Origin of the sequence: Xanthomonas sp. BRIP62411, from assembly GCF_003993525.1 — a bacterium.
Lineage (GTDB): Bacteria > Pseudomonadota > Gammaproteobacteria > Xanthomonadales > Xanthomonadaceae > Xanthomonas > Xanthomonas euroxanthea.
The window spans coordinates 113,955-130,846 of sequence record NZ_QEZI01000002.1 but is presented as its reverse complement, the minus strand read 5'-3'; the positions used below and the strand labels follow the sequence as shown (position 1 = coordinate 130,846).

14 protein-coding genes and 1 tRNA gene are annotated in these 16,892 nt (G+C 65.6%); 8 read left to right on the top strand and 7 right to left on the bottom strand.

Annotated features, from left to right (window positions below):
* Positions 1–112: 112 nt before the first annotated feature.
* Positions 113–1,993 carry an ABC transporter ATP-binding protein gene (locus EO139_RS00830; RefSeq protein ID WP_104648554.1) on the top strand — a complete coding sequence of 627 codons (1,881 nt, stop codon included), beginning with the start codon at positions 113–115 and terminating at the stop codon, positions 1,991–1,993.
* Positions 1,994–2,209: 216 nt separating this feature from the next.
* Positions 2,210–2,989: a ferredoxin--NADP reductase gene (locus EO139_RS00825; protein WP_104645084.1), complete on the top strand. Its 780-nt coding sequence runs from the start codon at positions 2,210–2,212 to the stop codon at positions 2,987–2,989.
* A 130-nt stretch (positions 2,990–3,119) separates the two neighbouring features.
* Here the strand turns inward: EO139_RS00825 and EO139_RS00820 are convergent, their stop codons facing one another.
* A complete protein-coding gene (locus tag EO139_RS00820; protein WP_126969009.1) occupies positions 3,120–3,617 on the bottom strand; it encodes a glutathione peroxidase in 498 nt (165 codons plus the stop codon).
* A gap of 437 nt (positions 3,618–4,054) precedes the next feature.
* Here EO139_RS00820 and EO139_RS00810 point away from each other — a divergent pair, with 437 nt between their 5' ends.
* Complete coding sequence (locus tag EO139_RS00810) at positions 4,055–6,253, top strand: M3 family metallopeptidase (protein ID WP_206513991.1); 2,199 nt, start codon at positions 4,055–4,057, stop codon at positions 6,251–6,253.
* A 100-nt stretch (positions 6,254–6,353) separates the two neighbouring features.
* Here the strand turns inward: EO139_RS00810 and EO139_RS00805 are convergent, their stop codons facing one another.
* From EO139_RS00805 to EO139_RS00795, 3 genes are all read right to left on the bottom strand, one after another.
* Positions 6,354–6,854 carry a MarR family transcriptional regulator gene (locus tag EO139_RS00805; protein WP_104583365.1) on the bottom strand — a complete coding sequence of 167 codons (501 nt, stop codon included), beginning with the start codon at positions 6,852–6,854 and terminating at the stop codon, positions 6,354–6,356.
* A gap of 66 nt (positions 6,855–6,920) precedes the next feature.
* Positions 6,921–7,775, bottom strand: coding sequence for a DUF3298 and DUF4163 domain-containing protein (locus tag EO139_RS00800; protein WP_126969008.1), 855 nt, complete (start codon positions 7,773–7,775; stop codon positions 6,921–6,923).
* A 47-nt stretch (positions 7,776–7,822) separates the two neighbouring features.
* Entirely contained in the window at positions 7,823–8,107 is a 285-nt protein-coding gene (locus tag EO139_RS00795) for an N-acetyltransferase (protein ID WP_126969007.1), read from the bottom strand.
* 217 nt (positions 8,108–8,324) lie between these two features.
* On the opposite strand from EO139_RS00795, the gene EO139_RS00790 reads away from it, so the two are divergent.
* Positions 8,325–8,525: a hypothetical protein gene (locus EO139_RS00790; protein WP_104583368.1), complete on the top strand. Its 201-nt coding sequence runs from the start codon at positions 8,325–8,327 to the stop codon at positions 8,523–8,525.
* 141 nt (positions 8,526–8,666) lie between these two features.
* On the opposite strand, the gene EO139_RS00785 is transcribed toward EO139_RS00790, so the two are convergent.
* Complete coding sequence (locus EO139_RS00785) at positions 8,667–9,275, bottom strand: rhomboid family intramembrane serine protease (RefSeq protein WP_104532558.1); 609 nt, start codon at positions 9,273–9,275, stop codon at positions 8,667–8,669.
* Positions 9,276–9,282: 7 nt separating this feature from the next.
* Positions 9,283–10,848, bottom strand: coding sequence for an oligopeptide:H+ symporter (locus tag EO139_RS00780; RefSeq protein ID WP_126969006.1), 1,566 nt, complete (start codon positions 10,846–10,848; stop codon positions 9,283–9,285).
* Between the two features lie 321 nt (positions 10,849–11,169).
* On the opposite strand from EO139_RS00780, the gene EO139_RS00775 reads away from it, so the two are divergent.
* The 4 genes from EO139_RS00775 to EO139_RS00760 all read left to right on the top strand — a co-directional run bounded on the left by EO139_RS00775 (position 11,170) and on the right by EO139_RS00760 (position 16,597).
* A complete protein-coding gene (locus EO139_RS00775; RefSeq protein WP_126969005.1) occupies positions 11,170–12,936 on the top strand; it encodes a M14 family metallopeptidase in 1,767 nt (588 codons plus the stop codon).
* A 118-nt stretch (positions 12,937–13,054) separates the two neighbouring features.
* Positions 13,055–15,292 carry a glycoside hydrolase family 3 protein gene (locus EO139_RS00770; RefSeq protein ID WP_126969004.1) on the top strand — a complete coding sequence of 746 codons (2,238 nt, stop codon included), beginning with the start codon at positions 13,055–13,057 and terminating at the stop codon, positions 15,290–15,292.
* 142 nt (positions 15,293–15,434) lie between these two features.
* Positions 15,435–15,521: transfer RNA gene (locus EO139_RS00765), tRNA-Leu, on the top strand.
* Positions 15,522–15,691: 170 nt separating this feature from the next.
* Positions 15,692–16,597: a DUF2884 family protein gene (locus EO139_RS00760; protein ID WP_241235882.1), complete on the top strand. Its 906-nt coding sequence runs from the start codon at positions 15,692–15,694 to the stop codon at positions 16,595–16,597.
* A 21-nt stretch (positions 16,598–16,618) separates the two neighbouring features.
* Here the strand turns inward: EO139_RS00760 and EO139_RS21330 are convergent, their stop codons facing one another.
* Positions 16,619–16,855, bottom strand: a complete 237-nt coding sequence (locus tag EO139_RS21330) for a hypothetical protein (protein ID WP_147421099.1) — start codon at positions 16,853–16,855, stop codon at positions 16,619–16,621.
* Positions 16,856–16,892 lie beyond the last annotated feature (37 nt).

The window sequence follows — 16,892 nt, the reverse complement described above, 5'->3', positions numbered from 1 at the left end:
TTGCCGTGCAAGCGTGCAGCCAGCGCCGCAGCAGCGATCGCGCGCCACTGCCGCAATGCGCACTGCTGCGCTCCACACCCCGCGCCCACGCAAAGCGCTGCACACTGTTGCGATGTCAGCTTCCCGTTCCGGCGCCACCGCGCCCACCGTTCCCCGTCCCGGCCCCACCCTGCGCGAGCGCCTGGATGCGCTGCGCAACCTGCCCCCGTTCCTGCGCCAGATCTGGCAGACCAGCCGCTGGCTGAGCGCCAGCAGCATCGGCCTGCGCGTGCTGCGCGCGTTGATGCCGGTGGCCTCGTTGTATATCGGCAAACTGATCATCGACGAGGCGATCCACCTGGTCGGCCAACCACCGGCCTTCGACTCGCTGGCCCAGGCGCTGGGCAGCGGGCGCCTGAACCGGCTGCTGGAATTGCTGGCGCTGGAACTGGCCCTGGCGATCGGGTCGGACCTGCTCGGCCGGCTGGTCGGCTATGCCGATGCATTGCTGTCGGAACTGTTCAACAACGCCGCCAGCGTGCGCCTGATGGAACACGCCGCACAGCTGGATCTGGAGGATTTCGAAGACCCCGACCGGCAGGACAAGCTGGATCGCGCGCGGCGCCAGACCATGAACCGCATGAACCTGATGAGCCAGCTGTTCGGCCAGGTGCAGGACGCCATCACCGTGGTCAGCCTGGCGGTGGGCCTGGTGGTGTATGCGCCGTGGTTGATCCTGCTGCTGGCGATCGCCCTGATCCCGGCCTTCATCGGCGAGGCGCATTTCAACGCATTGGGCTATTCGCTCAACTTCCAGTGGACGCCGGAGCGGCGCCAGCTCGACTACCTGCGCCAGGTCGGTGCCAGCGTCGAGACCGCCAAGGAAGTCAAGATCCTCAACCTGCACCGGTTCCTGATCACGCGCTATCGCCGGCTGGCCGACAAGTTCTTCCAGGCCAACCGCGCACTGGCGCGCAAGCGTGCGTTGTGGGGCGCGTTGCTGGCTGCACTGGGCACGCTGGGCTACTACATGGCCTATGGCTACATCGCCTGGCGCACGGTGCGCGGCGATTTCAGCATCGGTGACCTGACCTTCCTGGCCGGCAGTTTCCTGCGCCTGCGCCAGTTGCTGGAAGGCCTGCTGATCGGGTTCTCGCAGGTCGCCGGCCAGGCCTTGTATCTGGACGATCTGTATTCGTTCTTCAACATCGTGCCGGAGATCCGCTCGCGCCCGAATGCGCTGCCGGTGCCGCGCCCGATACGCCAGGGCTTCGTGTTCGAGGACGTGGGCTTCCGCTACCCGGATGCCGAGCAGTGGACGGTGCGGCATCTGGATTTCGAACTGCGTGCCGGCGAAGTGCTGGCGCTGGTTGGCGAAAACGGCGCCGGCAAGACCACCCTGGTCAAGCTGCTGGCGCGGCTGTACGACCCGGACGAAGGCCGCATCCTGCTCGATGGCCAGGACCTGCGCGATTACGACCTGGACGATGTGCGCGCCAACCTGGGCGTGATCTTCCAGGACTTCGTGCGCTATCACCTGAGCGTGGGCGAGAACATCGGCGTCGGCCAGGTCGATGCGATGGACGATGCGCCGCGCATCCGCGCCGCTGCGCAGCGTGCGATGGCCGGCGAGCTGATCGACAGCCTGCCCGATGGCTACGACCAGCTGGTGGGGCGCCGTTTCAAGAACAGCGTGGACCTGTCCGGCGGGCAATGGCAGAAGATCGCCATCGCGCGCGCCTACATGCGCGATGCGCAGCTGATGATCCTGGACGAACCCACCGCCGCACTGGATGCGCGCAGCGAGTTCGAGGTGTTCCAGCGCTTCAAGGAGCTGTCGGACAACCGCACCGCGGTGCTGATCTCGCACCGCTTCTCCAGCGTGCGCATGGCCGACCGCATCCTGGTGCTGGCCGCCGGCCGCATCGAGGCCAACGGCACCCACGCCGAACTGATGGCGCAGGGCGGGCGCTATGCGGAACTGTTCGAGTTGCAGGCGGCGGGGTATCGGTGAGGCTGGGAATGGGGAGTCGGGAATGGGGAATCGTTAGAGGCGGCTTCGCGGCTGCTGACAGGCACTCAACCTCCCGATCCTGAAGGGGCCCAGATCTTTCGGCGCTGCACTCCATTCCCGATTCCCGGTTCTCCATTCCCAGCCAAATGAGAGTTCATCTCATTTGGCCGGCTTGAGGTAGAATTGGCCGGTACTCTTCCCACGACACTTACCGGTATGTCTTCCGCTTTCGGCGCCGAAACGGTGCTTGAGGTCCGTCACTGGACCGATGCCTACTTCAGCTTCACCACCACCCGCGATGCCGGTTTCCGCTTCGAGAACGGGCAGTTCGTGATGATCGGCCTGGAGACCGAGACCCGCCCGCTGCTGCGGGCGTACTCGATCGCCAGTGCCAATTGGGAAGAACATCTGGAGTTCTTCAGCATCAAGGTGCCGGATGGCCCGCTGACCTCGCGGCTGCAGCACATCCAGCCCGGTGACAAGGTGCTGGTCGGCAAGAAGCCCACCGGCACGCTGCTGATCAGCGACCTGCACCCGGGCCGCAATCTGTACCTGCTGGGCACCGGCACCGGCCTGGCGCCGTGGTTGTCGGTGATCAAGGATCCGGAAACCTACGAGCGTTTCGACAAGGTGATCCTGACCCAGGGCGTGCGCTTCGTGCAGGATCTGGCCTACCGCGACTACTTCGAGCGCGAGCTGCCGCAGCACGAATTCCTCGGCGACCTGCTGCGCGAGAAGTTGCTGTATTACCCGGCGGTGACGCGCGAGGCGTTCGCCAATCAGGGCCGCCTGACCGAACTGATGGCCGATGGCCGCATGCAGCACACGCTGGGCTTGCCGCCGCTGGATCCGGCCAACGACCGCTTCATGATCTGCGGCAGCCCGCAGATGCTGGCCGACCTGCGCACCCTGCTGGACGCGCGTGGCTTCCAGACCTCGCCACGCATCGGCACGCCGGGGCATTACGTGTTCGAGCGCGCCTTCGTCGAGAAGTGATGCGACCGGCGTGAAACGCCAGCGCAATGCGGCGTTTCACATCACGCCTTGGCGAAATCCGCTGCCGTAGGAGCGCACCCGGGCGCGACGAGGCATTACCGGGAATGCCTCGTCGCGCCCGGGTGCGCTCCTACGGTTCCAGCGCCATGCCCAGTGCGCGTTCGATGTCCGTTGCCAGGGCGTCCGGCTTGGTGGTCGGTGCGTAACGCTCCAGCACCGTGCCATCGCGGCCGATCAGGAATTTGGTGAAGTTCCACTTGATCGCTTCCGATCCCAACACGCCACGCTGTTCGTGCTTGAGCCACCGCCACAGCGGATGCGCGCCGCTGCCGTTGACCTGAACCTTCTCGGCCAGCGGAAAATCCACGGCATAATCGAGTGAGCAGAACTGGCGGATCTGCGCGGCATCGCCCGGCTCCTGGTGACCAAACTGGTCGCAGGGAAACCCGATCACCACCAGCCCACGGTCGCGATAGCGCTGCCATAGCGCCTGCAGTCCGGCGTATTGCGGGGTAAAGCCGCATTTCGACGCGACATTGACCACCAGCACCACCTTGCCGGCGTAATCGCGCATCGACTGTGTACGACCGTCCAGGTCGGTGAATTCAAACGTGGAGATGTCGCTCATGGCCGCCCCGCTGTGTGCAAGCAGGGCAGCGTAACGCAACGGCCCGCAGCGCGGCATCGCGATCGCAAGCGTGTCAGCCGGGGAAAAAGGCGGTTTTCGACGGACCCGTTGCCGCAGCCACCTGGCCCTACCCGATGATCCCGACCGTGGCCGGCCGCTGGCACGGCGCGCTAGCGGCCAGCATCGGCCAGGCAGGCAGATCGGCAGCTCGCCGGGCAGCCGGCATGCAGCCGAATGAAAAACGTGCCGCAGCGCGTATCGGCAGCGCCCGTCCGGCGGCGGCGCACGCACGGCGGCAGCGGTCCTGGGCCCGCAAGGCCCGCACTGCTCGCGCCCGCCTGATGGCAAGGCGAAGACCTTGCAGCCATGCCTTTTGTCACACGCCTGTCCGGCCTGGCTGGGGTAGCCTCGGCGGTTCGCACTTTGGAGCAACCCTCTTGACCACCCGTCTCGCCTTTGCCCTGGCCGCTTCCCTGGGACTTGCCATGCCGTCCTACAGCATCGCCGCACCTGCCACCACGCAGGCCGCCACCCACGCCAATCCGTTCTTCGCAGACAGCACGCTGCCGCTGCACTACCCGCAGTTCGACAAGATCACCGACAGCGACTTCGCACCCGCCTTCGACGCCGGCATGGCCGAGCAGTTGAAGGAAGTGGACAAGATCGCCAACCAGAAAGCCAAGCCGAGCTTCGACAACACCCTCATCGCGCTGGAAAAAAGCGGCGCCACGCTCGATCGCGCCACCACGGTGTTCTTCAATCTGGTCGGTGCCGACACCAACGACGCGCGCAAGAAACTGCAGGCCGACTACTCGGCGAAGTTCGCCGCGCACCGTGACGCGATCTCGCTCAACGGCAAGCTGTTCGCGCGCATCCAGACGCTGTACGACCAACGCAACCAGTTGGGCCTGGACGCGCAAGGCGTGCGCCTGGTCGAGAAGTACTACAGCGACTTCGTCCGCGACGGCGCCAAGCTCTCCGATGCCGACAAGACCACGCTCAAGGCGATGAATGCCGAGCTGGCCAACCTGGGCACCACCTTCAGCCAGAACGTGCTGGCCGAAGTCAATGCCGCTGCCGTCGTCGTCGATGACGTCAAGCAGCTCGACGGCCTGTCCGAGGAACAGATCGCCGCCGCCGCCGAAGCCGCCAAGGCGCGCAAGCTCGACGGCAAGTACGTGATCGCGCTGCTCAACACCACCGGCCAGCCGCCGCTGACACAGTTGAAGAATCGCGAACTGCGCAAGAAGATCTACGATGCCTCGGTGTCGCGTGGCAGCCACGGCGGCCAGTACGACAACACCGCGCTGGTGTCGCGCATCATGAAGCTGCGCGCCGACAAGGCCAAGCTGCTCGGCTTCCCGACCTACGCGGCCTATTCGCTGGAAAACCAGACCGCCAAGACGCCCGAAGCGGTCAACGCGATGCTGGGCAAGCTGGCACCGGCGGCGGTGGCCAACGCCAAGCGCGAGGCGGCCGACCTGCAGGCGATGATCGACAAGGAACAGAAGGCCGCACGCAAGCCGAGCTTCAAGCTCGAGGCCTGGGACTGGGCCTACTACAGCGAGAAGGTGCGCCAGGCCAAGTACAACTTCGACGAATCCCAGCTCAAGCCGTACTTCGAGCTGAAGAACGTGCTGGAAAACGGCGTGTTCTACGCGGCCAACCAGGAATATGGCCTGACCTTCAAGCAGCGCACCGACCTGCCGACCTACCGCGACGACATCACCGTCTATGACGTGTTCGACGCCGACGGCAAGCAGCTGGCGATCTTCATCGCCGACATGTACGCACGCGAATCCAAGCGCGGCGGCGCCTGGATGAACTCCTACGTATCGCAGTCGGCGCTGACCGGTTTCAAGCCGGTGGTCGCCAACCACCTCAACATCCCCAAGCCGCCGGCCGGCCAGCCGACGCTGCTGACCTGGGATGAAGTGACCACCATGTTCCATGAGTTCGGCCATGCGCTGCACGGCATGTTCTCGGACGTCAAATACCCGTACTTCTCCGGTACCAGCGTGCCGCGCGACTTCGTCGAGTTCCCCTCGCAGGTCAACGAGATGTGGGCCGACGAGCCGTCGATCCTGAAGAACTACGCCAAGCATTACCAGAACGGCACGCCGATGCCGCAGGCCCTGCTGGACAAGGTGATTGCCGCGTCCAAGTTCAACCAGGGCTTTGCCACCACCGAATACCTGGGTGCGGCCATGCTCGATCAGAACTGGCACCAGATCAGCGCCAGCCAGGTGCCCGACGCCGCCGGCGTGATGGCCTTCGAGGCCAAGGCCCTGCAGCAGGACGGCATCGCCTACGCGCCGGTGCCGCCACGCTATAAGACCCCGTATTTCAGCCACATCATGGGCGGTTACGCGGCCGGCTACTACGCCTACATCTGGTCGGAAGTGCTCGACGCCAACACCCAGCAGTGGTTCAAGCAGCACGGCGGGTTGAGCCGCGCCAACGGCGACCGCTTTCGTCAGACCCTGCTCTCGCGCGGCGGCAGCGTCGATGCGATGGAGCTGTTCCAGAACTTTGCCGGCCATGCACCGCAGATCGAGCCGCTGCTCGAGAAGCGCGGCCTGAGCGCGCAAGGTGGCGATGGCGCCACACCGGAAGCGCCGCAGTCCAAGCCGTAATCGCACTGCAGTGAAATGAAGACGCCGCCCGGAGCGATCCGGGCGGCGTTTTTGTTGGTCGCCATCAGAAGACCTGCTGCAGTCAGCGCAAACGCCGCGCTCAGAGCTCGACCGAATCCACGCCGTCGAGCAGTTTCCTCAACAGCTTTTCCAGCCGCACCTGCTCGGCATCGCTGATGCCGGACGTCTCTGCATTGAGCAGCGTGCAGGCATCGGGCAGCAGACTGTTGATCAACGCCAACCCCGCAGGCTGCAAGGTCAGCATGATCTTGCGTCGATCGTCCGGACTGCTGCCCCGCGCGATCAATCCCTTCTCGCACAACTGATCGGTGAGGCGGGTGATGTTGGCCGGCTTCTCGCTGGCAGCCTCGGCCACCTCGGTGGGCGTGATCGCCTGCTCCGGGGTGCCGTAGAGCATCATCAGAATCTCGTACTCCGGCGGGCTGATGCCATAGGGCTTCAACCGCACACACCCTTGCGTGTGCAGCCGCTTGTAGAGATGCTTGATCAGCCTCACCAGGACGGCCGGTTCCCGCGGAAACGCCGGATAGCGCACACAGGTGTGGTCCACGCGACGTGCGGTTGGATCGAAACTACTCATATCACCCGTTTGATTACATTACTGAATGGCCAAGCCATTCAATCACATCGTCTGCCGGGTGACACCTCAGCGTGCGAAGAGATGTACATATTCCGGCGCGACCCACGCCAACAACGTCGAGGCAGCGACCTCGGCCGTCTGCGTGCCATCCGAGTACGGCCCCACCTGGTACGGCGGAAACACGAACCGAAGCGCGGTGATCTGCCCGGCAGCATTGAGCACCGGCACGAACTGGGCAAAGTTGTCGACCTGCGCCGCAGTGCCTTCGGCAATCATGCGATCGGCCGAGGCCACTTGCGCGGCCTGCTCTTCGACCGGCACACGCTCGGCTTCCACGCGTTGGGCGGCGGCGTTGTGCAATTGCACGGCAACCTCGCGCCCGATCGCTTCCCAGCCTGCCGGGTCCGGAATCAGGGCCTGCGCGGTCAATTGCCTGCGCTCCTTGACCAGCCAGACGACGCGCGCCACCAACGGTTCGCCATGCGCACCACCGGTGTAGCGGCTGCCGTCGGCGGACACGACGATCAGGTCCGGGGTCTGCAACACGGTCTCGAACGCCAGCGACAATTCGTAGGGCGCAGCCGGCTTGTCGTTGCCGAGCCCGGACACCGCCTGCATGAGTTCGGCACGCGCTGCCTGCGCATAGCTGCGGATCAGCGCGCTCAGTTCGGGAAATGCGTCCAGCCCGCGCGGATAACTGATACCCACCATATAGGCGGGCGCGTGCTCGATCACGTCTTCCAGCGGTCCGCTTTGCACAAGCACCGGCTCTGCCGGCGGTGCCGTCGCAACGCTCGCCTCGGCGGCCGGCTCTGCCGATTCGGCCGTCGTCGGCGCGCGCTGGCTACAGCCTGCCAGCACCGCCAGCACCGCCAGCATCAGCAAGCCCCGGACTGCATTCACTCCTGACAACCGCCCCATTCCCGCCTGCTCCCTTCGATACATCTGCAAAGACTCGCCGCCGCCGCTCAGGCCAGCAGATCCTGAAACTGTTGGTGCCGCCGGATATACGCCTCGGCGTAGCTGCAGGCAGGCACGACCGTGTAGCCCCGCTGCCGTGCATGGGCCAATGCTGCCTCGACCAGCGCTGCGGCGATGCCGCGGCCGGCGATCGCGTCCGGCACCTGCGTGTGGGTGATGGTCATGCGCTCGCCTTCCAGGCGGTAGGCCAGCTCGGCATGTTGTCCATCGGTGTCTACGCTGAAAAGCTGCTGCGCGGAATCGTGATCTGCCTGCACTTTCGCTGCCTCCATGGTGGTCTGCACGAGGCAGTGACGATGACGATCAGTGTGACCAGCGCGGCGCCGCGCCTGCGTGAAAATGAATCGATGCCGTGACTGCCCGCGCAGCCTGCCGAGCAGGCACTTAAGTTCGCTCGCGCCGCGCCGATAGCTCAGCCGAAGGCGCCCGTTGCCACTGGGGGCGGTACGACCTGCCAAGGCCTTCGCCTTACCTACGAGGAGTCACCGCATGCACAACGATTCGGCAGGACACAGCGCAGACAGCGATAGCTCGCTGCTGGAAGGCCTGTTCCAGTTCGCCATCAAGGGCGACACCCACAACCCCGACTTCGCGCAGCTCAACGACACGGTGTACCAGCGCCTGCAGCAGGCCTACGGCGCGGTGCCCACCAGCAGCGTCGGTAACGGGCAGAAGCGCGACGCGGCCTGAGCCGGCATCGCATCACTCGCCAGGACCCATCGCGCGTTGGCGCTGGTCCTGGCCCGGTCGCCCAAGGCGACCCGCTATTGCCACCACTTCGACCTAGCGCGCATGCCCGCCTGCGGCCAGCGGCGCGTGTGCCCGCCGCTATCAGCCGAAGCGCGGGTTGGACAGCTGCTCCAGGAATACCTGCAGCACGCGCGGCTCCATGATCAGCATGAACATCACGCCGAACGCGGCACCGGCCAGGTGCGCGCTGTGGTTGATGCGGTCGCCGCCGCGGCGGTCCATCCACAGGCTGTAGCCGACGTAGAACACCGCGTAGATGATCGCCGGCGCCGGAATGAACAGCACCAGGATGATGGTCCACGGCTGCAGCAGGATGAAGGCGAACAACACCGCCGACACCGCGCCGGAGGCGCCCAGGCTGAGATAGTTCGGGTTGTTCTGGTTCTTCAGATAGCTGGGCAGGATCGAGACCACCAGCGCCGCCAGATAGAACAGCGGATAGGTCAGCACGCTGCCGGTCAGCTGGGTCATCACGTTTTCGATCACCCGGCCGAAGAAGAACAGTGTGATCATGTTGAAGACCAGGTGGCCCAGGTCGGCATGGATGAAGCCGTAGGTGACCAGGCGGTCGTACTGCTTGTGCTTGTCCAGCGCCGGCGGCCACAGCACCAGCCGGTCGGCCAGCTTGCGGTTGTTGAACGCCATCCACGAGACGATGCCGGTGATGGCGATCAGGATCAGGGTAATCATGCGGACCTCAGGCAGAACGGTAATTGTCGACCATGCGATACCGGCGCGCGTACAGGCCGAAGGCCAGTGCCGCCAGAAACGCGAAGGCCGCGAAGAAGAACATCAGAAATGCCGCCTCACTGAGTCCAGTATCGGCGATGTGGGAGGTCACCGTCGCATTGCGTACCGCCACGTTCGACAGCAGCACCCATAGATTGCCCACCGTGGTGGTCAGGTACCAGAAGCTCATCACCACGCCCTTCATCGACGGCGGTGCCTGGCTGTAGGCGAACTCGATCCCGGTGGCCGACACCAGCACCTCGCCGAAGGTCAGCAGCGCATAGGGCAGGATCTGCCAGGCGATATGCATCGGCTCGCCGCCGTCCATGCTGATCTGGATGGCACCGACCGCGATCCAGGCCAGGCCGCCGAAGGCGATGCCGCAGGTCATGCGACGCAGCGCAGTCGGCTCCCAGCCGCCACGCCGCAGCAGCGGATACAGCACCAGATTGTTGAACGGGATCAGCAGCATCACCAGCAGCGGATTGAGCGCCTGCATCTGCGAGGCGGTGAACCAGGCCGGCATCGTCATCTCGCGCCCCTGCAGCACCCAGGTGGAGGCCTTCTGGTCGAACAGCGAGAAGAACGGCGTCACCAGCGCGAAGATCACCAGCACCCGCAGCAGCGCGCGCACGCCTTCGACCGCGGTATCGGGATGGACGCCACGCGCACGCTCTAGCTGCCACCAGGTGCCGCCACCGATGCCGGCCAGCAACAGCACCAGCGCCATGCACAGGCAGATGACGATGCCCAACTGGTCGACCAGCGCGACGCAGGCCAGCGCCAGCAGCACCGAGACGATTGCCAGCATCAGGCCCGGACGGCCCTGCCCCGGCGCCTGGGCCAGCAATGCAGTGCGCACCACCGTACCGAAGCCGTGCGGATCCTTCGGCGGCAACGGCACCCGCACATAGCGCCTGCGGCCCAGCCAGAACACCAGCGTGGCCACGAACATCAGGATGCCGGGAATGCCGAACGCCCACGCCGGGCCGAGATGCTTCAGCGCCAGCGGGATCAACAAGGAGGCAAACAACGAGCCGAAGTTGATGATCCAGTAGAAGCCGTCGAACACCACCTTGGCCAGGTGCTTGTTGGATTGGTCGAACTGATCGCCCATGAACGAGGCCACCAGCGGCTTGATGCCGCCCGCACCCAGCGCGATCAAGCCCAGCCCGAGGAAGAATCCGCTGCGGTTGCCTTCGAACAGCGCCAGGCAGGCATGGCCGGCGCAATACACCAGGCTGAACCACACAATGGTGTTGTATTTGCCGAAGAAGCGATCGGCCAGCCAACCGCCGAGCAGCGGGAAGAAAAACACCCCGATCATGAAACTGTGCAGGATGTGCTTGGCCTCGGCCTCACGGCCGGGCCCGCTGACTTCCTGCAACAGCAGCGAAGTGATCAGGAACTGCACCAGGATGTTGCGCATCCCGTAGAAGCTGAAACGCTCGCAGGCTTCGTTGCCGATGATGAAGGGAATCTGGCGCGGCAGCCGCGCACCGGCAGTGGGGCCCGGCAAGGTGGAAGTGGTCAAGGGCAGTCCGGTCGAGCGAAAAAACACGCGCTATCGTACCGGCGGCTGCCGGTTGGCCGCCATCGCGACCATGGGATAAGGCCACGGGCGCGCCGCTGCATGCGTCGAGCGCCGCGCCTGGCAGGCGTTGATTGCGGACCCGGCGGGCGGGTGGCTGCCGTTGCGGCACACCTGGCCAGTGACTCGGCCCAGGCGTGCCGTCCCCGCCGTCGATACACCGCAACCACGCCGATCACACGCAAGTCATGACGCAGTGCAGATTGGCCTGCTGCGCCGGCTCGGCTACATTGCAAACGTTTTCCTGGAACACTGGACCGCTGGATGCCCCGCTTCACCCGCCTGGCCCTGAGCCTGCTGCTGACCACCTGCCCCGCCGCACTGGCCGCCGAACCGCTGACCACCCAGGCCGAACGCAGCGGGTTCGCGCAAACCGGACGCTACGATGAAGTCATCGCACTCTGCGATGCCTTTGCACAGCGCTACCCGCAGGCGGTGCGCTGCATCGAATTCGGCACCACCCCGGAAGGCCGGCCGATGAAGGCGCTGGTCGTCTCCACCAGCGGGGCACTGGATGCCGGCAGCGCTGCGCAACGCACGTTGCCGGTGGTGCTGGTGCAAGGCGGCATCCATGCTGGCGAGATCGACGGCAAGGACGCGGGGTTTCTGGCCCTGCGCGAATTGCTGGACGGCAAGATCGGCAAAGGCGTGCTCGACAAACTGGTCTGGGTGTTCGTGCCGGTGTTCAACGTCGACGGGCACGAGCGCTTCGGCGCCTGGAACCGGCCCAATCAGCGCGGCCCCGAACAGATGGGCTGGCGCACCACCGCGCAGAACCTCAACCTCAATCGCGACTACCTCAAGGCAGACGCACCGGAAATGCAGGCGATGCTGCGGCTGGTGCAGCAATGGGATCCGCTGATGTATGTGGACCTGCACGTCACCGATGGCGCCAAGTTCGAACACGACGTGTCTGTGCAGGTGGAGCCCGTGCACGCCGGCGATGCCACGCTGCAACGCGACGGCACGCGCTGGCGCGATGCGGTGATTGCCGACCTGGCCAAGCAGGGCTCGCTGCCGCTGCCGTATTACCCCTCGTTCGTGCACGAGGACGACCCGACCTCAGGCTTTGCCGACGACGTGTCGCCGCCGCGTTTTTCGCATGGCTATTTCCTGCTGCGCAACCGCTTCGGCATGCTGGTGGAAACGCATTCGTGGAAGACCTACCCGGTACGTGTGCGCGTCACCCGCAACGCGATCGTGTCGGTGCTGCAGCAGGCCGCGCGCAACGGTGCCAGATGGCGCGCCGATGCACTGGCGGCCGATCAGCGTGCAACCAAATTGGCTGGCGAGATGGAGCCGTTGAGCTTCGCTGCCGGCCCCGCCGCACGCACCGTGGCCTTCCGTGGCTACGCCTACACGCGCACGCCCTCGCCGATTTCCGGCGCGTTGATGACGCGCTACGACGAGACCAGGCCACAGATCTGGAAGGTGCCGTTACGCGACCAGATCAAGCCCGACGTGGTGGTCGATGCGCCACGCGGCGGCTACCTGGTGCCTGCCGCGCAAGCGGCCCTGGTGGCGGAGAAACTGCGCCTGCATGGCATCGCCTTCGACACCATCGCCACCGCCGGCCCCCATCCGGTACAGAGCTTCCGTGCCGACACCGCCACGTTTGCCGCGCGCTCCAACGAGGGCCACCAGAACCTGGCAATCACCGGGCAGTGGCGCGATGACACCCGCACCGTGCCGGCCGGCTCCTTGTTCGTGCCGATCGCCCAGCCCAGGTCGCGCCTGGTGATGGCGATGCTGGAACCGCAGGCGCCGGATTCGCTGCTGCAATGGGGCCAGTTCAACACCGCATTCGAGCGCAAGGAATACATGGAGGATTACGTGGCCGAAGAGGTCGCGCGCGACATGCTCGAACGCGATCCGGCAGTGAAGGCGCAATTCGAACAGCGCCTGGCCAGCGACGCGGCCTTCGCGGCCGACCCGAAGGCACGCCTGGAATTTTTCGCTCGCCTGCACGCCTCCTGGGACGAGCGCTACCGCCTGTATCCGGTGTTACGCACCGCGCAGACGCAGTTCTGACGCGGCACCGACTCCGGCCAACACCTCGGCGCGCACGCGCGCCCTTCGAACACGGGCAGTGCGCTGCCCTCCCCTGATTGCAACCGCACCACAAGGACCACTCGTGCCACATCCCGATATGAAACCGTTTACAAATTCCCGGCCACGCCGTCTCGCGCTCGCCATCGCCGTTGGCGCCAGCGTCGCGTTTGCCGCCCCGCTCGGCGCACAGACCGCCGCTGCAGCGCAGCCGTGGATGGACACCGCCCTGACCGCGGACCAGCGTGCCGACCGCCTGCTCGCGCAGATGAGCGAAGACGAAAAATTCCAGATGCTGCGCAGCTACTTCGGCCTGGGCACCGACAAGATTCCCAAGCCCGAAGGCGCGCTGGGCTCGGCCGGCTATGTCCCCGGCATCCCGCGCCTGGGCGTCCCGGCGCAGCAACTGGCTGATGCCGGCGTGGGCGTGACCAATCCCGGCGGCATCCGCAAGGGCGACTTCGCCACCGCCATGCCGTCCGGCCCGTCCACGGCATCAAGCTGGAATCCGCAGCTGGCGTATGCCGGCGGCAAGACCATGGGCCGCGAATCCTGGCAACAGGGCTTCAATGTGCTGCTGGCCGGCAGCGTCAACCTGCAGCGCGACCCGCGCAACGGGCGCAATTTCGAATATGCCGGCGAAGACCCGCTGCTGGCCGGCACCATGGTCGGCGAGTCGATCCGCGGCGTGCAGAGCGAGCACGTGCTGTCGACGATGAAGCACTACGCGCTCAACGACATGGAGACGCGCCGCAATTTCCATAGCGCGGAGATCGGCGAGCAGGCGATGCACGAATCGGATCTGCTGGCGTTCGAGATTGCGCTGAAGATCGGCGACCCCGCCTCGGTGATGTGCTCCTACAACAAGATCAACGGCATCTACGGCTGCGAGCACGATTACCTGCTCAACCAGGTGCTCAAGCAGGAATGGAAATACCCCGGCTATGTGATGTCCGACTGGGGTGGCGTGCACAGCGGCTCCAAGGCGGCCCTGGCCGGACTGGATCAGCAATCGGCCGGCGAAGTGTTCGATGCGGCGGTGTTCTTCGACGCGCCGTTGCGCATGGCGGTGTCGGCCGGCGTGGTGCCGCGCGCGCGTTTCGACGACATGGTCAGGCGCGTGCTGCGCAGCCTGTTCGCGCATGGCGCGTTCGATCATCCCACCCAGCGCCAGCCGATCGATGGCAAGGCCGGGCTGCTGTCGGCGCAGCATGTTGCCGAAGAAGGCAGCGTGCTGCTGCGTAACGAGCAGGCCACCTTGCCGCTGTCCACGGACGTGCGCCGCATCGCGGTGATCGGTGGCTACGCCGACAAGGGCGTGATGTCCGGCGGCGGTTCCTCGCGGGTGGACTACACCATCAACGGCGGCAACGCCGTGCCCGGCATCACCCCGACCACCTGGCCGGGCCCGGTGATCATCCACCCGTCCTCGCCGCTGCAGGCACTGCGCGCCGCGTTGCCGAACGTGCAGATCGATTATGTCGACGGCAAGGATCGCGCTGCCGCGGCACGTGCGGCCAAGGCCGCCGATGTGGCGATCGTGTTCGCCACCCAGTGGTCGGCCGAATCGGTGGACCTGCCGGACATGCAATTGCCCGACAACCAGGATGCCCTGATCGAGGCGGTGGCCAGGGCCAACCCCAGGACCACCGTGGTGCTGGAAACCAACGGCCCGGTACGCATGCCCTGGGCCGAGCGCGTGCCGGCGGTGCTGCAGGCGTGGTATCCGGGCATCGGCGGCGGCGAGGCGATCGCCAACCTGCTGACCGGCAAGGTCAATCCCTCCGGCCATCTGCCGGTGACCTGGCCGGTGGACGAATCGCAGCTGCCGCGCCCGTCGATTCCGGGCCTGGGCTTCAAGCCGGCCAAGCCGGGCGAAGACACGATCGACTACGCCATCGAAGGCGCCAACGTCGGCTACAAATGGTTCGCCGCGCGCAAGCTGACCCCGCGCTACCCGTTTGGCCATGGCCTGTCGTACACCCAGTTCCGCATGGGCGGGCTGCGCGTGGACGCCAACGGCAGCCAGCTCACGGCAAACTTCGAGGTGGAAAACATCGGCCCGCGCGAAGGCGCCGCCGTGCCGCAGCTCTACGTCACCCTGCCCGACGGCCACGCCACCCCGCTGCGCCTGATCGGCTGGCAGAAGCTCACGCTCAAGCCGGGCGAAAAGCGCAACGTGCAGGTGATCGCCGAACCCAAGACGCTGGCCGACTTCGATGCCAAGGCACGCCACTGGACGATTGCCGCCGGCACCTATCGCGTGCAGCTGGCGCGTTCGGCAGGCGAACCGGTGCAGAGTGCGGAGGTCACCTTGCAGGCGGCGCAGCTGCCGTGATCGCGTGCCGCGGCGGGCATGCAGTGCGCGTGTCTGCCGCGCCGTCTTCTCCCGTGGCCGGCAGGCACCCGCCACCACGAAGAATTTGTGCCAGATGCGTTGACAGCGTCGCGCGTAACTTGCACAATTCTCCTCCTGAGTCGCCCAGGTGGCGGAATTGGTAGACGCACTAGCTTCAGGTGCTAGCGGGGGCAACTTCGTGGAGGTTCGAGTCCTCTCCTGGGCACCACGACTCACGGTAGATCGTAAAAAACCCCGCTCAGGCGGGGTTTTTTGCGTCTGGACCATGCGATGGGACGATGGGCTGTCGGTGGTGGCGCGCATGCCGATCGGCTGCGCTGCAAGCGTGCGCCGCGCGTGACTTTCGACACGCGACCACGTGTTGCGGCTGTGGCGACCATGTTCGACGCCTCCACGACGGCAGCACGCCCCATGCGCATCCTCCTCTGGCTTGCCCTGCTGCCGGCCGTTGCCAGTCTGCATGCACAGGCACAGCAGACCGACAAACAGGATGCCCCGCGCCATCGCGCGCAGGTGTCTTCGCAGCAATGCGGTCTCGGCACACCATTCAACGTGCTCGCCGACAGCGGCGGCATCTGGCTTTACCGCGACAGCGATTGGCCACGCGAAATTTTCTTCCACGGCGGCGAACTGAGCATCGACCACAAGCTGCAGCAGACCAGCACGGCCGATGCACGACGCCTCTGGGAGATGGAACAGCGCACCCGCGCACTGATGCCGCAGGTTGCCGGCATTGCACATCAGGTAATCGACCTCAGTTACGACGCACTCGGCGGTGTCATCGAGGTCATGACAGGCAGTGCGCTCAACGCCCGCAAGATCGAACGGCTGCGCAAACGCGCACGCGCGTATGTCGACGGCACCCTGGGCAAGGGGCGTTGGGAGCAGAAGGCCTTCGGCGGCAACTTCGCAAATTACGTCGAACACGAAGCCGAGCAGTTCAAGGGCAGCATCGCGCGCCACATGCTCTGGCAGATCGTCACCGGGCGTTCGGACGGAATCGACAAACGCGCCCAACAGATGGAGGGCCAACTGGATGCAAGGCTGGACGCCCAGGCGTTCACCATCGAGGCCAACGCCAACGCGCTGTGCACCCAGGTGCAAGCACTGCGTCAGTTACAGGACGCGCTTGAGTTCCGCCACCAGGGCAAGCGGCTGCAACTGCTCGCGCCCCTGCAGGACGACACGCCGCGCCATGACGCCGAGCATGCCGAACAGAAGTCTGACAACGGCGACGCACCACCAAACCGCGCAGTCAAGCTGCAACCAGTAACAAACAGCTGAGGCCTCACGCCCTCGGTCGGATCATTGTTTCCCTGGCGGGGCGGGCATGCCCTTGATGCGCTGCCGGATGGCGCTCGAACGGGCGAGATCTCCGCTTGCCTCATACGCCTCGGCAAGGCTGTCCAGCGCATTGCGGGACGCCGGAAACAGCAACACGTTGAGCGCGAACACACGAATCGCCGCATCTGCGTCGATCAAGGCTGCAGCGCCCTCACCGCTCCAAACGGTTTGCTGGTTGCTTTGCAAAGCGCTACGCACACCGACCATCCCGGCTGGTCGTTGCCCGCCCACCGTC

Bases quoted from the DNA above. Each gene is read 5' to 3' on its own strand.
- EO139_RS00830 (WP_104648554.1), top strand. From the start codon at position 113: ATGTCAGCTTCCCGTTCCGGCGCCACCGCGCCCACCGTTCCCCGTCCC.
- EO139_RS00825 (WP_104645084.1), top strand. From the start codon at position 2,210: ATGTCTTCCGCTTTCGGCGCCGAAACGGTGCTTGAGGTCCGTCACTGG.
- EO139_RS00820 (WP_126969009.1), bottom strand. From the start codon at position 3,617: ATGAGCGACATCTCCACGTTTGAATTCACCGACCTGGACGGTCGTACA.
- EO139_RS00805 (WP_104583365.1), bottom strand. From the start codon at position 6,854: ATGAGTAGTTTCGATCCAACCGCACGTCGCGTGGACCACACCTGTGTG.
- EO139_RS00800 (WP_126969008.1), bottom strand. From the start codon at position 7,775: ATGGGGCGGTTGTCAGGAGTGAATGCAGTCCGGGGCTTGCTGATGCTG.
- EO139_RS00795 (WP_126969007.1), bottom strand. From the start codon at position 8,107: ATGGAGGCAGCGAAAGTGCAGGCAGATCACGATTCCGCGCAGCAGCTT.
- EO139_RS00790 (WP_104583368.1), top strand. From the start codon at position 8,325: ATGCACAACGATTCGGCAGGACACAGCGCAGACAGCGATAGCTCGCTG.
- EO139_RS00785 (WP_104532558.1), bottom strand. From the start codon at position 9,275: ATGATTACCCTGATCCTGATCGCCATCACCGGCATCGTCTCGTGGATG.
- EO139_RS00775 (WP_126969005.1), top strand. From the start codon at position 11,170: ATGCCCCGCTTCACCCGCCTGGCCCTGAGCCTGCTGCTGACCACCTGC.
- EO139_RS00770 (WP_126969004.1), top strand. From the start codon at position 13,055: ATGAAACCGTTTACAAATTCCCGGCCACGCCGTCTCGCGCTCGCCATC.
- EO139_RS00760 (WP_241235882.1), top strand. From the start codon at position 15,692: ATGTTCGACGCCTCCACGACGGCAGCACGCCCCATGCGCATCCTCCTC.